At 38.7% G+C, this 13,890-nt stretch carries 17 protein-coding genes; 4 read left to right on the plus strand and 13 right to left on the minus strand.

The genetic code is table 11. The annotated features are described in order from the left end of the window. Positions 1-2 precede the first annotated feature (2 nt). From R6U77_RS17570 to R6U77_RS17600, 7 genes are all read right to left on the minus strand, one after another. A complete protein-coding gene (locus R6U77_RS17570) occupies positions 3-935 on the minus strand; it encodes an ABC transporter ATP-binding protein (RefSeq protein ID WP_319836633.1) in 933 nt (310 codons plus the stop codon). 233 nt (positions 936-1,168) lie between these two features. After that, complete coding sequence (locus tag R6U77_RS17575; RefSeq protein ID WP_293920994.1) at positions 1,169-1,408, minus strand: hypothetical protein; 240 nt, start codon at positions 1,406-1,408, stop codon at positions 1,169-1,171. Between the two features lie 29 nt (positions 1,409-1,437). Beyond that, on the minus strand, positions 1,438-2,076 hold the full coding sequence (locus R6U77_RS17580; protein WP_319836634.1) for a response regulator transcription factor: 639 nt from the start codon (positions 2,074-2,076) through the stop codon (positions 1,438-1,440). Then, a complete protein-coding gene (locus R6U77_RS17585) occupies positions 2,073-3,170 on the minus strand; it encodes a sensor histidine kinase (protein ID WP_319836635.1) in 1,098 nt (365 codons plus the stop codon). The genes R6U77_RS17580 and R6U77_RS17585 overlap by 4 nt, the downstream gene beginning before the upstream one ends. A 177-nt stretch (positions 3,171-3,347) precedes the next feature. Further along, a complete protein-coding gene (locus tag R6U77_RS17590; protein ID WP_319836636.1) occupies positions 3,348-4,529 on the minus strand; it encodes a GTP-binding protein in 1,182 nt (393 codons plus the stop codon). 155 nt (positions 4,530-4,684) lie between these two features. Beyond that, the gene (locus R6U77_RS17595; RefSeq protein WP_319836637.1) at positions 4,685-5,881 is read right to left on the minus strand and encodes a GTP-binding protein; all 1,197 of its coding nucleotides are present in this window, start codon (positions 5,879-5,881) and stop codon (positions 4,685-4,687) included. Positions 5,882-6,021: 140 nt separating this feature from the next. Beyond that, positions 6,022-6,537, minus strand: coding sequence for a DUF2179 domain-containing protein (locus R6U77_RS17600; RefSeq protein ID WP_293920999.1), 516 nt, complete (start codon positions 6,535-6,537; stop codon positions 6,022-6,024). A 166-nt stretch (positions 6,538-6,703) separates the two neighbouring features. Between R6U77_RS17600 and R6U77_RS17605 the strand changes: the two genes are divergently transcribed. Beyond that, entirely contained in the window at positions 6,704-8,122 is a 1,419-nt protein-coding gene (locus tag R6U77_RS17605) for a SulP family inorganic anion transporter (RefSeq protein ID WP_319836638.1), read from the plus strand. Between the two features lie 12 nt (positions 8,123-8,134). Next, the gene (locus tag R6U77_RS17610) at positions 8,135-8,554 is read left to right on the plus strand and encodes a universal stress protein (protein ID WP_319836639.1); all 420 of its coding nucleotides are present in this window, start codon (positions 8,135-8,137) and stop codon (positions 8,552-8,554) included. A 17-nt stretch (positions 8,555-8,571) separates the two neighbouring features. On the opposite strand, the gene R6U77_RS17615 is transcribed toward R6U77_RS17610, so the two are convergent. Both R6U77_RS17615 and R6U77_RS17620 read right to left on the minus strand, forming a co-directional pair. After that, entirely contained in the window at positions 8,572-8,925 is a 354-nt protein-coding gene (locus R6U77_RS17615) for a DUF4260 domain-containing protein (protein WP_319836640.1), read from the minus strand. After that, positions 8,909-9,334: a MerR family transcriptional regulator gene (locus R6U77_RS17620; protein WP_319836641.1), complete on the minus strand. Its 426-nt coding sequence runs from the start codon at positions 9,332-9,334 to the stop codon at positions 8,909-8,911. The genes R6U77_RS17615 and R6U77_RS17620 overlap by 17 nt, the downstream gene beginning before the upstream one ends. Positions 9,335-9,517: 183 nt before the next feature. On the opposite strand from R6U77_RS17620, the gene R6U77_RS17625 reads away from it, so the two are divergent. Continuing rightward, positions 9,518-10,210, plus strand: a complete 693-nt coding sequence (locus R6U77_RS17625; RefSeq protein ID WP_293921006.1) for an AIM24 family protein — start codon at positions 9,518-9,520, stop codon at positions 10,208-10,210. Further along, complete coding sequence (locus R6U77_RS17630; protein WP_319836642.1) at positions 10,210-11,040, plus strand: class I SAM-dependent methyltransferase; 831 nt, start codon at positions 10,210-10,212, stop codon at positions 11,038-11,040. Before R6U77_RS17625 ends, R6U77_RS17630 begins: the two co-directional genes overlap by 1 nt. A gap of 28 nt (positions 11,041-11,068) precedes the next feature. Here R6U77_RS17630 and R6U77_RS17635 read toward each other — a convergent pair whose 3' ends face one another. The 4 genes from R6U77_RS17635 to abc-f form a co-directional block, all read right to left on the minus strand. Beyond that, positions 11,069-11,518 carry an NUDIX hydrolase gene (locus R6U77_RS17635; RefSeq protein ID WP_319836643.1) on the minus strand — a complete coding sequence of 150 codons (450 nt, stop codon included), beginning with the start codon at positions 11,516-11,518 and terminating at the stop codon, positions 11,069-11,071. Position 11,519: 1 nt separating this feature from the next. Further along, positions 11,520-11,909: a hypothetical protein gene (locus R6U77_RS17640; RefSeq protein ID WP_319836644.1), complete on the minus strand. Its 390-nt coding sequence runs from the start codon at positions 11,907-11,909 to the stop codon at positions 11,520-11,522. Continuing rightward, entirely contained in the window at positions 11,906-12,274 is a 369-nt protein-coding gene (locus R6U77_RS17645; protein ID WP_319836645.1) for a hypothetical protein, read from the minus strand. The genes R6U77_RS17640 and R6U77_RS17645 overlap by 4 nt, the downstream gene beginning before the upstream one ends. A gap of 81 nt (positions 12,275-12,355) precedes the next feature. Further along, entirely contained in the window at positions 12,356-13,810 is a 1,455-nt protein-coding gene (abc-f, locus tag R6U77_RS17650) for a ribosomal protection-like ABC-F family protein (protein ID WP_319836646.1), read from the minus strand. Positions 13,811-13,890: the final 80 nt, after the last annotated feature.

The following is a 13,890-nucleotide window of genomic DNA, read 5'->3' on the forward strand; positions in this document are numbered from 1 at the left end:
CCTTAATCGCGTAGCGCACGACCCGTCAAATGTAAAAATACATCTTCCAGCGTCGGCTCTTTCATTTGAAAGCTTTTCAATACAACTTGATGCGCCTCACATAATGGCAAAATCAAAGGTAGGAAATCTACGTTTTTCCCCACCGTAAAAGAAATATGCGCCTCAGCAACTTGAATATTAGCAAGTAACCCCTGTGCTATCAATGCATCAGCAAAAGGCTTTGAATGCTTTTCCAGCTTCATTTCAATTGTTTTTTCTGCCGATAAAATGGCTTTAATTTCTTCCTTCGTACCAGCCGCAATTATTTTCCCTTTGTCCATAATATAAAGGCGGTCACATAAAAACTCGACTTCCTCCATATAGTGACTTGTGTAAATAATCGCGGTATTTTCCTCTTGATTCAGCTTTTTAATCGCTTGCAAAATATAGCTTCTCGACTGTGGATCAATGCCAACAGTTGGCTCATCCATAATTAAATATGCTGGCTTATGTAATAGTGAAGCGCCAATATTGAGGCGCCTTCTCATACCACCCGAATAATATTTCACCGGCTTTTTCAGCTCATCTTCTAAACCAATTTGTTGCAATACTGTATCAATACGTGCCTTCAACTCGCTTTGTGGTATTTTTTGAAGCGAGCCGAAAAACTGTAAATTCTCACGTGCTGTCAGCTCCCAATATAAGGCGATTTCCTGTGGTACAACCCCTAACACCTCACGCAGTAGCTTCGGGTTTTGAATAACGCTTTGCTGCCGGAAAAGCACATCCCCAGCTGTTGGCTCAATTAATGTTGAAAGCAACGCAATTGTTGTCGATTTCCCCGCACCATTCGGGCCAAGCAGTCCCACAATTTCCCCTGGTTCAATATATAAATTGACATTGTCAATCGCTTTTACTTGCTTAAATGTTTTTGTTAAATTCACTGCTTCAATCATGGATGTCCCCCCTTGTTTAGTAGTATAGCAAGACATTCCATGCAAAACGACTAGCGTAAGTCATTAACTTATGTGACGGAGGTCATCCTTTTATTCATGATGAGGTAAATATTTATTAGATAGCAATATCCTTATTACCGAATTTTAGTATTAAAATATGGCGAATTTAAAATCTGTACAGCTATTTCATCAATTAAAAAAATCGTGCCAACACATAATTGGCACGATGCATATTAAGTTGCTATTAACTTCATTTTTCTTTTTTGTAAAAACCATAATACGACTGTCAGTGTGAAGAAAACAAGGGGCGTATATCCAACATATTGCCAAGCATTTTCTGCACCGAAGAAATAAGCTGTAACGGGTATAGATGCAATGGCACTGATTAGCATATACATCCATGAGAACCTAACTACTGCGAAGACAAAGGCAAAAATGAATATTACACCTGAGGCACTCCAAAGTAATAACATGTCTATCCCTCCCTTTCTTCTATTATACCTTAAACTAGCCCATTTCTCACCGCATAAATAGCAAGCTGAGTGCGATCTCGTAACTGCAATTCATTTAAAATGTGCGTAATATGATTTTTTACTGTTCCAACAGATAAAAAGAGTTCATTGGCAATTTCTTTATTTGTTTTGCCTTCACCAATGAATCGGGCAATTTCTAGCTCACGTGCCGTTAGATTCGTTGATGGCTCCTCTTGCTTAATTGTTTGCTGCAATAATTTCGGCACTAATTTAGCGGCTACCTCCTCTTGTAAAACCATGCCACCTGCAAATACGCTATGAATGCTAGCAATTAATTTTTTCGGCTCAGAGGATTTGACTAAAAAGCCATTTGCTCCGTCCTTTAATGTTTGATAAGCATATTCTTCATCATCGAATGTCGTTAAAATTAATATTTTCATTGTTGGAAAGCGGCTACGAATATGTTTTGTTGCTTCGATACCATTCATTTCAGGCATGCGAATATCTAGCAAGACTAAATCAATCGACTGCTGTTCCAACAAGGTGAGTGCCTCGATGCCATTGCTCGCCTCTGCCACGACAGACAATGCCTCATCTTGTTCAAGTATCATTTTCAAGCCATTGCGTACAATCGCTTGATCCTCTACAAGTAAAATGCGTACTGTCATTGCATGTCCTCCTTCACTGGTAATGCTCCTTCAATAATAAAATACTGAGCAGTTTTGTAAATATGTATTGTACCACCTGCCTGTTGTACTCGCCCCCTCATACTCTCGAGTCCAAAGCCCTCAATAATAGGGATTCGTGCAAAAGATTTATTTTGCACTGTAAATTGAATTTGTGTTAATGCATTCATGCCTAACAATATCTCAACTTCCTTTGAATCGCTATGCTTCATCGCGTTTGTTAATGCCTCCTGTAAAATACGGTACAATACAACGCTTTGCTGATTAGAAATGGGTAAGGATAACACCCCTTTATCAATTGTAAAACGAATATGTAACCGGCTTTCCATTTCAAGCCTGCGAATCAATTGCAAAACAGATTCGATGCCATAGACCTCGCTCGATTTTAGCTGTCGCACCGCATAGCGGGTTTCTTCAAGACTTGCTCTTGCAAGATGTTTAATTTCCTCTAATGCTTCATGATTATGTTTCATTGATAGCATTTCCGCATGCATTAACAATACCGTTAGCTGATGCCCTACAGAATCATGCATATCCCGCGCAATATTTGTGCGCTCCTCGGCTCTCACAGCCTGTTCCTGCGTAGCCTGTGTACGCCTCAATAAACGATATTGCCCTAATAGCTCATCATATAGCAGCTGCTTTTCACTAGCAGTCTGCACATAATGACGTAGTAAAACAGCACTGCACATAACTGCCAGTACTAATAAGACACTATATAAAGGCAACCATTGTAATAGGACAAGGATGGTGCTAATCAAAACGGTTAGTAGCAGTAATGAAAAATAGGCTTTTCTCTGCAATAATAGCGCACCGTCAATTAAAAAATAGGCAAGCATTGGCAAAGCATATGTCACATCTAATGATAAAAATGCACTGCTAAATAACAATAAAATAATAAAGCTATAGCTTACAACACGCCATTTTTTCAAAAGGGGTATAAAAAAATAGCAAGCAAGCACACTAGCACTTAATAAAAAGGCATTTGTCAATATGCCCCCAGCTTGTTTTGTATGTATAAGAAATAGCGCAATGAATAGCAATAAGATGCTGATGCGCCATATAAAATAAGGCATCGCTCTAGTTCCTTTCTAAATACTTTATTTTCTAATTATAAACGGATATTGCATGAAGTGGAATATCCTATAGGAGGTTGCCAAAATATTAAAATGTACATACAAGACAAGCCATTTCGCTCAATTGAAAACAAGGGCATATCTGAAAAAGTGATACTTTTCAAATATGCCCCAATATTAATTATGAACGATAAATTTAGGCAGTGGGTCAGGAAATGCTGTCCAGTCCGCCTGCATTTCAGCGTCTGTTAATAAGCAGCGATCAAGCTCGTATTCAATTTCTTCCCTTTCAAGCTCAATACCAATGAAAACTAATTCTGTTTGCTTATCGCCATAGGTCTCATCCCAGCGCGCTCTTAGTGCCAAATCATCCTTCAATTCCATCTCTTGCAGCTCTTGCGGCAAATCAGCAATCCACTCTCCAGCTCCTTGGAATTGTATAGAAGCTCCTGCCTGAGATAATATACCTGGCATATTGCGGCTAGCTAGCCAAAAGAAGCCCTTTGCCCTGACAATTTCAACAGGTAAATTTTCTAACCACTCATACCAACGCTGTGGATGGAAAGGTCTTCTTCTTCGATAAACAAAGGATGAAATGCCGTATTCCTCAGTTTCTGGCACATGCTCTTCATTTAATTCTTTTATCCAGCCTGCCCCTTGGCTCGCTTTATCAAAATCAAATAAATGACGGTTGATTAATAATTCAGGTTTAATGCTGCCATTTTTAACGACATACTGTTCCGCATCTGGATTGAGCTTTAATAGAAAAGCTTGCAAAACCTCAAGGTATTCAGGTGTGACTAAATCGGATTTTGTAATACACAGGATATTGGCAAATTCAATTTGGTCGATTAATAAATCGGAGACATCACGCTGATCATAAATATCATCTGTTTGCTTTCTCTCTAGCAATGTTTCCCCACTTTCATAGTCATGCCAAAAACGGTTGGCATCTATAACCGTAATCATTGCATCTAAACGACAGTGTGGCGTTAAATCAATGCCTGTTTCCTCATCAATATAAGAAAATGTTTGAGCGACAGGAATTGGTTCACTAATTCCTGTTGATTCAATGACAATGGCATCGATATCACCTGTTGCAACTAATTTCTCCACCTCAATCATTAAATCTTCACGCAATGTACAGCAAATGCAGCCATTCGATAGCTCCACTAGCTTTTCTGTTGTTCTAGAAAAGCCTTGCTCCTGAATCAATTGTGAATCGATATTGATTTCACTCATATCATTAACGATAACAGCTATTTTTCGACCTGCTCTATTTGCTAATAATTGATTCAATATCGTCGTTTTGCCTGCGCCTAAGTAGCCACTTAACACAGTAACAGGTATTTTATTCATACTACATCCTAACTCCCCTCAACTATGATTGCTCTAAATTGCTTCTATTTCAATGGCAGAAATTTGATTTCTTCTCTGTAGAAAAACGGTATATTAAATTGAGTAATGTTGCTTTACAATTGTTTAAAATAATAACCTCTATCCTCTCACCCGTATTATCTACCACTAATTTTCCAATCAAATGGGTCTGCAATTTCATCCCATGGGTCCATCATTTCCTCTGTTGTTAATAAGCACTTATCCAAGCTACTTGTAATCGTATCCTTCGGTAAATCTATACCAATAATCACGATTTTAGTCATGCGGTCACCATACTCGATGTCCCACTCTGCTTGAATCGCTGGATTTTGCTGTAGGATTTGCTCTCTTTGATGCGATGGCAAAGCAGCTACCCAATAGGATACTGGGTCAATACTTACAGAGGGACCTGCCTGAGATATTAGAATCGCAATATCATTATGTGTGGCACTCCAGACAATGCCCTTTGCTCTAACAATTGATTGCGGCATGCTTTCAGCCCATTGTTTAAAGCGCTCTGGATGAAACGGCAATCTTCTTACATAGGTGAATGAGCTAATACCATATTCCTCTGTTTCAGGCGTATGATTTTCATGACCTAGCTGTAATTCTTTTAACCAACCCGCTGAATTGGACACTTTCTCAAAATCAAATCGATTTGTATTCAATACTTCAGAAGGATCAATTTTACCGTTCACTGTACGAATAATTTTAGCTTCAGGCTGTAATGAACGAATAACATTTTCAAGCTTATCCAATGCTTCTGCATCTACTAAATCACATTTATTCAAAAGCAGCACATCGCAAAATTCGATCTGATCAATTAATAAATCTGCAACATCTCGCTCATCTAACTCCCCAACCGCCTCCTTTCTATCTAATAGGCTTTCTCCAGATTGAAAATCATGCCAAAAGCGATTGGCATCTACCACTGTTACCATCGTATCTAGCTTGCATGTAGCCGTTAAATCGATGCCTAATTCTTCATCAATATAAGAAAAGGTTTGTGCAACAGGAATTGGTTCACTAATCCCGGTTGATTCAATAACGATATAATCAACATTTCCTTTTTCAGCCAATTTCTGTACTTCAATTAGTAAATCTTCACGTAACGTACAGCAAATACAACCATTTGATAGCTCAACAAATTTCTCCTCGGTACGTGAGATACCGCTTCCCTTTTCAACTAGCTCTGCATCGATATTAATTTCACTCATATCGTTGACAATGACAGCAACTTTAAAATTTTTTTGGTTTTGTAAAAGATTATTTAAAACAGTCGTTTTCCCTGCACCTAAATAGCCACTAAGCACTGTTACTGGTATTTTTTTCATAACAAACCTCCTAAATAGTAATTATTACGATTTAATACTTACAAAGTTAATCATAAAATAATTCATATTGCAAGCATTTTATTATGACTCAACAAAAAACGGATTTGGAAATATAGCTTCCAAATCCGTTTTGCTTCTATTTATTTCTGCTTCATCCGCGCTACTAAAAAGCCGCCTTTAAAGGATTTCGGTTCATAGGAAATGATAAAGGCATTTGGCTCAAATTGCTCGACTATTTTAAACAGCTCCGTCTCTCGATTACGCTTTGTTAAAATCTCGTATTTATAGCGATTGCTATCACGCCCTTCACCAATAAAGGTTGTCACAGCAAAGCCCTCACTTCTTAAAAATTCAATAAGCTTTTCATTTTTTTGCTGCGTATTAATTGTTGCATATATATAGCCTATTGCGAGCTTTCGTTCAATTTTTGCCCCTAGAAAAATACCTAGACCAAAGCCTACTGCATAGACAACCATCGCTAAAATACTTTGCTCACCACTGAAAACGAGGGAAAGTCCAAAAACATAGATTAACATTTCAATCATGCCGAAAATAGCGGCTAGGAAGGTGACATTTTTCACTAAAAAGATTGTCCGTAATGTTAAAAATGGTACATAAACTAACTGTAAAATAATAATTAATATAATATTATTCATACAAGCTACGCCTCTCTTTCTACCATAAGCTAGGAACTTCCTGCTATTGTAGAAAGGAATGAATGGAAAGTCAATGTAAACGCCCTACAAGTAAGAAGGCTATTCTCGCTCTTCCTATTTCATGTTATGATGATAGGCGTATTTATTATTTGGAAGGAGCTTTAACATGCAAACTATACAGCAGCAATGGTTTAGCAATATACGGGCAGATATTTTATCAGGTATCGTTGTTGCGTTGGCGCTTATACCTGAAGCCATTGCCTTTTCAATTATGGCAGGAGTTGACCCAATGGTTGGGTTGTATGCTTCGTTTACCATTGCAACAGTCATTGCCTTTGTTGGTGGACGCCCTGCGATGATTTCTGCTGCGACAGGGGCTATGGCAATTGTCGTTGTTGATTTAGTGGCAGATCATGGACTGCAATATTTACTTGCTGCAACCATTTTAACAGGAATTATTCAAATTTTATTTGGCATTTTTGGGATTGCAAAGCTGATGCGCTTCATTCCAAATGCGGTGATGATTGGCTTCGTAAATTCTTTAGCCATTTTAGTTTTTATGGCACAGCTTCCCCATTTTATTGGCGGTAGCAGTATGACTTATTTATTTTTATTTATTACAATTGGGCTTGTTTATGTAATTCCGAAATTTTTCAAAATGATTCCAGCCCCTTTAATCGCCGTTGTCCTATTGACAGCCGCAGCGCTTGTTTTTCATCTTGATTTAAAAACAGTTGGTGATTTAGGTGCAGTGCCAACAAGTTTACCTACTTTTTTATTACCTGATATTCCACTAACATTCGAAACGCTACAAATTATTTTGCCATATTCATTAGCACTGGCGGTCGTTGGTTTATTGGAATCTTTATTAACTGCACAAATTTTAGATGATATGACGGATACGAAGTCGAATAAAAATATGGAGGCACGTGGACAGGGTATTGCTAATATCGTTAACGGCTTTTTTGGCGGTATGGCAGGCTGTGCGATGATTGGTCAGTCGATGATTAATGTCAAATCTGGTGGGCGTGGGCGTTTATCCACACTTGTCTCAGGTATCTTTTTAATATTTTTAATTGTCGTACTAGGTGATATTGTTGTTGATATTCCGATGCCTGTCTTGGCAGGTATTATGGTAATGGTTGCAATCTCTGCATTCGATTGGGGCTCATTGAGATACACAATTGCTGCACCAAAGGGAGAAGTTTTCGTGATGCTTATTACAATTATTATTGTGCTGTATACGGGCAATTTAGCAATTGGTGTTGTGACAGGTATTATTATTAGTGCGCTATTTTTTGTTGCGAAAATTTCAAAGGTTCATATTACACAAAAAGCAGATGTATATATTGTAGAAGGTCCTTTATTTTTTGCATCAACGAAAGCTTTTGTTGATAAGCTAGAGCAAGCGGAGGAGCTACATATTACAATTGATTTGACAAGCAGTCATCTTTGGGATGAATCCAGTGTCGGTGCACTTGTCAAAGTAATAAGCAAGCTAGAGGAAAATGGCAAAACAGTTACCGTTATTGGTATGAACCCTGCTAGTCAGGCACTTTATCAAAAGCTAACGAGTTACTCATAAGGGGGATTTTTTATGTATCAGCATATCGTTTTAGCAGCAGACGGCTCGGAAAATGCGCTACGTGCTGCACAAGAAGCGGTGAAAATCGCACAGTTTTCCGTCAATAGTGTTGTGGACATCGTGTATGTCGCAAGCTTTGACAACGCACGAGCAGATCGACTACATAGCGCCTCACCCGACAGCCTGTTGTTAGAGCGCCGCCGCAAAGTAGCCGCAATCGAGCAGCTCATAAAGGAGCAGGGCATTTCATATAAAGTAACTATTTTAAAGGGTGAGCCTGCTCCTGAAATTATTCAATATGTAAATGCCAACAATGTAAACCTAGTCATTATTGGCAGCCGTGGTTTAAATGGCCTGCAGGAAATGGTACTAGGCAGTGTCAGCCATAAAGTCATGAAGCGGGTTAACTGCCCTGCCTTGATTGTGAAGTAATTTTATGGAGCTATTTTTCAAATAGCTCCTAAATGTGTATCCTTAAACCCTGTCATATATTTCAAGCCATAGCCTAAAGCCCGATCCATCAAAATATGTGCTAACCAAATCATCGCAATTGATAACAATAATGCGATATTTGCGAATAAAGCAATTGTTAATAGAATAGAAGGTAGAATAAGGCTGTGCCCAATATTGTATATAATGGCACCTACTTTTGCATCTATCACATAGCCAATCATACATATATCTGGCGCAAGCAGCAAAAGAAAGAACCATAGTATCGAAAAATCAAGATAACAATAAATAGCAAATAGTACGAAAAAACTGAGTGCATACTCTAGTTTAATTAAGCTATGCAAAGCTATCACCTAGCTTTCGATACATTTCTTCAACAACCTCATCAATTTGCTCTTTATTCGATTCATATTTACCCTCTTGCACTAACCCTTCTGCCATTTTTAATGCATCTAATGCCATTGTTAAAAATGCAAGCTGTCTTTCAATCTCATTGATTTTATGAGCAAATAATGCATGTGAAGCCTGATTGCATTCTTCACTCATCGGCTGCCCACTTAAAGTAAGCAAGCTACGAATTTCTTGTAATGAAAAGCCAATATTTTTCATCACTTGAATGAATTTAACTGCTCTCTCACAAGACACATCATAAAAGCGATAGCCATTTTCTAAGCGCTGTGGATGGAGCATCCCTTCTTTTTCATAAAAGCGAAGCGTATCTTGTGACAGATGATATTTTGCGGCAAATTGCTTAATAAACATATATGTCGCCTCCTTTATTCTCACACTATCATTGGACTACACTCCAACGTCAAGTAATTTTTTGAAACTTGTTATAGTATTTTACGTATATGTAAAGCATGAAAAAGCATGAAAAAATCATAATTTTTTGAAACCTATAATATCATTTTCACGTATTAGTAAAAAACGAGAGGTCGTGACAACATGAGTAAATATTCAATTTCGGAATTTATTAAGCAAACGGAGCAGGTTGATCGTGGAGAAGGCTTTTTTGAGCTAGAAACACCGCGTATGCTAGAGGTCAATTTAGATAACCTCGTTTGGGCGAAGGCGGGCTCCATGGTTGCCTATAATGGGCAAATTAAATTTGAGCGTGAAGGCATTTTAGAGCACGGGCTTGGTTCATTATTTAAAAAGGCGCTGACAGGTGAAGGTGCCTCTTTAATGAAAGCAACAGGTAAAGGTAAGCTTTACCTAGCAGACAGCGGTAAGAAAATTATTATTTTACATTTACAAAATGAAGCAATTTATGTGAACGGCAATGACTTACTCGCTTTTGAGCCAACGATTAAGCATGAAATTAAATTAATGAGAAAAGTAGCAGGCATGATGGCGGGGGGCTTATTTAATATTCGCTGTGAGGGAACAGGTCTTGTAGCAATTACAACACATTATGAACCACTCACTTTACGCGTCACACCAGGTAATCCAATCATTACAGACCCGAATGCAACGGTTGCATGGTCAGGCAATTTACAGCCCGAGTTCCAAACAGATATTTCCTTTAAAACATTCCTAGGGCGCGGCAGTGGCGAATCCTTCCAAATGCGCTTTGAGGGTGATGGCTTCGTCATTGTCCAGCCATACGAAGAAGTATATATGCAGGCGCAGAGCTAATGGTGAAGGTAGATGCTTTACTTCAAGCAATGGCTATGCCAGCATCGGCTCACCAGATTCAACAAATTCAAACAGCACATCGCCTACAATTAATTGACTTTTGGGGAATTCCTAAAGGGGCAAACGTGTTAGAAATTGGCTGTGGGCAAGGCGATACGCTTGCTGCACTTGCCTATACAGTTGGCGCTACAGGCTTTGTACATGGCATAGATGTGGCAGATGCAAGGTACGGTGCACCTGAAACGCTAGGTCAAGCGAGGGAGCGTTTATTGCAAAGTGAACTAGGACAACAATTGCGCATTGATTTTAACATCGATATTTTCAATGAACAGGTGACATTTCAAGACAAGCAATTTGACTATATCGTTTTGTCACACTGTATTTGGTATTTTGCTAGCTATGAAATGCTAGAAAAAATGTTAATGCGCATTAGGCCATGGGGACAACACCTTTGCTTAGCTGAATGGAACCCTTGCATTGAGCTTGCAGAGCAGCTACCGCATTTTACAGCAGTATCCATTCAAGCGATTATTGAAAGCTTTAAAACAAGCAGTGAATCCAATGTACGTACGATGTTTTACCCGAAGGATATTGAACAAGCACTCAATAAAAGTGGCTGGACAATCGACAAAAAAGATAATATTTACTCCCCTGATTTACAGGACGGTGACTGGGAGGTAGATGCGGCGCTTTCATTCTATCCCGAGGAGCTAGAGGGGCTACCACAAATCCCAGCCAAATTGAAACAGCTATTACTTGCACAAATTGAGGCTTTGAAAGAAGTGAAGGAAATAAAGCCGATGTCTACGTTTTGTGTGAAAGCGAGATAACTAAAAACGCATGGAATCTAACATGATTTCATGCTTTTTTTATATAATCTTTTATAATAGGTTGGTCGACTTGATTTAAATTAACAGGCAATTGCTCTATAGGAAAAAACCTTACTTCAAACGCTTCTTCCTCGTCATGCTTTAATTCTCCAGCAAATTGCTTGCATTCATATGTTGTAACAACTAAATAGACCTCATCACCATGTGGATATTGATAATAAAAGCCTTCCCCTGAATACGTTTGTAATAAGATTAGCTGTTGTGCTTGTAGCCCTGTTTCTTCTAGCATTTCACGATATGCAACTTGCTCTAATGATTCCCCAAGCTCCATCGAACCACCAATCAACCCCCAACAGCCATTGTCCTTGCGGTGCTGTAAAAGCAGTTCATTTTGTTCATTGATAATTATCACACAAGCGCCAACCATAATGAGTGGTCGGCTACCCACTACTTTTCGCAATTTTTTAATATAGCCCATCTTAATCCACCTCAGCCGCAATCATCATATCAAAAGGTGCAAGCTCATCATTAATATACACTGAAAAATATTTATCCTCTGCTTTTGATTTCATTTTAGGGATTTTGTAAAGATACGTTTTTAATTCCTTTGAGTCTGAGTCTGATTCGGTTTCTGTTAAATATACTCTTTGCTCATCGTTCTCTTCTACAAAGGACATTTTTACCTCCCCTGTAGTGCGATAAATAACATAGGACACCCCTTTTGTTGTAGATATTCCTTGCAAGGTTAAATCAGGCTGGATCACTTCTGCAACTTTTTTCGGCATTTTTGTTAATTCCACTGCGCTTTGTTCTTGGCAGCCTACTAAGCATACAATCGTTACAAGCATTAAAAATATCAGCTTTTTCATTGGTTATCCTCCTGAATTTTTTTCTGAGTAAAGATCATTGCTAGCAACTGTGGAATAATATTTAAACAGCTAGCAAGCAACAGCATTCCCTCTGGCGAAAAAGGCTTAAAAAAGCCACCCCAATTTTCGTTCTCTGCCATTGTTCCAATAAAAAAATAAGAGACAATTGCTGAGATAAGATTTCCTATAATGACAAATTTGATATAACCATATCGTTTTGCTATGTATGCCAAGCCAACTGTCACAACAATCATCAATATGTAGCCTAGCATTGAATGATGCGTAAAATCTTGATACATAGAAAAATAGACAAATGGAAAACAGTATAGGCATATGATTGCAATCCCCTTGATAGCTTTTCCCATATATACACCTCATTTCCATTACTTTTCTATAGTATACATGAAAAAGCGAGAATGGAAAACAAATTCCATTCTCACTTTTCCTTATTGTAACAGCAATTTCTGTTCCACTAAATGATAACGTACTGTTGCTGTTTGTTGTAAAAATGCCTCATCATGCGAAACGATTAACACTGTTCCTTGATAGCCTAAAATAAAGCGCTCCAATGCTTCCAATAATGTAATATCTAAAAAATTTGTCGGTTCATCAAGCAGTAGCACATTATAATCTCCAACAAATAATAAAGCTAACTGCAGGCGCATTGCTTCACCACCGCTTAGCTCACAAACGCTTTTTCGCAAGTCCGTTTGTGTAAAATGCATGGCAGCTAAGATTTTTCGCAAAAAGCCTTCATCATAGGCTGATTGTGATTTCATAAATTGTAGCAATGTTTGAGCTTGCACAAACCGATAGCTCATTTGCTGAAAATAGCCGATTTTCACTTTTGGTGATATATCAATGCCCTCTATACCGTCAGCAATCGCCTTTAGCAATGTGCTTTTGCCACTTCCGTTTGCACCTGTAATAGCAATTTTTTGCCCTTGACGGATTTGGAAGGAAACGCGCTCTAATAATAGCTTGTCTCCAGCCATTAATGTAAAATCATTCGCTAAAATCGGCACTTTATTATGCAGCTCAGTAATTGCTTTGTGCGCAAAATGAAATACTCGCTCCGCCTCAGGCTTTTCTACTGCCTGTAGCTGCTGGACACGCTCTTCCATCGCCTTTGCTGCTCGGTGCAATGCCTTTTGCCCAGAGGCTTTGGATTTTGTTTCAAACATGCGGTTTGGCTTTGCCTTTGCTTCTTTACGGGACATATTTTTTGCTTGTGCCATTTGCTCGGCTCGCTTCATTTTATCTGTAGCAGCAGCTTCTAGCCGACCTTTTTCCTTTACGTATGCCTCATGTGCGACTTGCTGTTGCTGGCGCTCTAATTTCTTTTGTTCTTTATAGGAGCTGTAATTACCTGTGTACACATGTATTGCGCCATCCTTTACTTCCCAAATCGTATCGACTAAGGCATCTAACAAAGCTCGGTCATGGCTAACGATAATCAATGTTCCATAATAATGCGTTAGCTCATCAATTAAAAATTGAATACCATCTCGATCTAAATGCGATGTAGGCTCATCTAATAAATAACAAGGTGCATACGTCGATAAAAGCTCGGCTAGCTTGCGTCTCGTTCGCTCGCCACCGCTTAAATGCTCAGCCATACCTTGAATATTAAGTTTACCTTGCAATGCATAGTCAATATCCTGCGTTACTTGTAAGTCGATTTGATCCATATAAAGCGCATCAACAAAGCTTTTGACATGACCTGTCGTTGGAGAAATTTTTCCTGCCAACAGCTTGAGCAATGTGCTTTTGCCTGCGCCGTTATCCCCCACAATACCGATACGCTCCAATTGATGTACAGCTAAATACGGGATATTTAAAATTTCCTTATCTAAATAGTTCACTGTTGCTTGTTTGAGTTCAAATTGCAATTGTTCCATTTTGCACTACCTCCGAAAAAAGATATTTTTTCCGTATCGATAGTGACTATCGATACGAGCGTTTCATCACTCGTATCGGC

Origin of the sequence: Lysinibacillus louembei (assembly GCF_033880585.1) — a bacterium.
GTDB classification, from domain to species: Bacteria; Bacillota; Bacilli; order Bacillales_A; family Planococcaceae; genus Metasolibacillus; species Metasolibacillus louembei.

Excerpts from the sequence above, each read along its gene's own strand:
- R6U77_RS17570 (WP_319836633.1), bottom strand. The coding sequence starts at position 935 with ATGATTGAAGCAGTGAATTTAACAAAAACATTTAAGCAAGTAAAAGCG.
- R6U77_RS17575 (WP_293920994.1), bottom strand. The coding sequence starts at position 1,408 with ATGTTATTACTTTGGAGTGCCTCAGGTGTAATATTCATTTTTGCCTTT.
- R6U77_RS17580 (WP_319836634.1), bottom strand. The coding sequence starts at position 2,076 with ATGACAGTACGCATTTTACTTGTAGAGGATCAAGCGATTGTACGCAAT.
- R6U77_RS17585 (WP_319836635.1), bottom strand. The coding sequence starts at position 3,170 with ATGCCTTATTTTATATGGCGCATCAGCATCTTATTGCTATTCATTGCG.
- R6U77_RS17590 (WP_319836636.1), bottom strand. The coding sequence starts at position 4,529 with ATGAATAAAATACCTGTTACTGTGTTAAGTGGCTACTTAGGCGCAGGC.
- R6U77_RS17595 (WP_319836637.1), bottom strand. The coding sequence starts at position 5,881 with ATGAAAAAAATACCAGTAACAGTGCTTAGTGGCTATTTAGGTGCAGGG.
- R6U77_RS17600 (WP_293920999.1), bottom strand. The coding sequence starts at position 6,537 with ATGAATAATATTATATTAATTATTATTTTACAGTTAGTTTATGTACCA.
- R6U77_RS17605 (WP_319836638.1), top strand. The coding sequence starts at position 6,704 with ATGCAAACTATACAGCAGCAATGGTTTAGCAATATACGGGCAGATATT.
- R6U77_RS17610 (WP_319836639.1), top strand. The coding sequence starts at position 8,135 with ATGTATCAGCATATCGTTTTAGCAGCAGACGGCTCGGAAAATGCGCTA.
- R6U77_RS17620 (WP_319836641.1), bottom strand. The coding sequence starts at position 9,334 with ATGTTTATTAAGCAATTTGCCGCAAAATATCATCTGTCACAAGATACG.
- R6U77_RS17625 (WP_293921006.1), top strand. The coding sequence starts at position 9,518 with ATGAGTAAATATTCAATTTCGGAATTTATTAAGCAAACGGAGCAGGTT.
- R6U77_RS17630 (WP_319836642.1), top strand. The coding sequence starts at position 10,210 with ATGGTGAAGGTAGATGCTTTACTTCAAGCAATGGCTATGCCAGCATCG.
- R6U77_RS17635 (WP_319836643.1), bottom strand. The coding sequence starts at position 11,518 with ATGGGCTATATTAAAAAATTGCGAAAAGTAGTGGGTAGCCGACCACTC.
- R6U77_RS17640 (WP_319836644.1), bottom strand. The coding sequence starts at position 11,909 with ATGAAAAAGCTGATATTTTTAATGCTTGTAACGATTGTATGCTTAGTA.
- R6U77_RS17645 (WP_319836645.1), bottom strand. The coding sequence starts at position 12,274 with ATGGGAAAAGCTATCAAGGGGATTGCAATCATATGCCTATACTGTTTT.
- abc-f (WP_319836646.1), bottom strand. The coding sequence starts at position 13,810 with ATGGAACAATTGCAATTTGAACTCAAACAAGCAACAGTGAACTATTTA.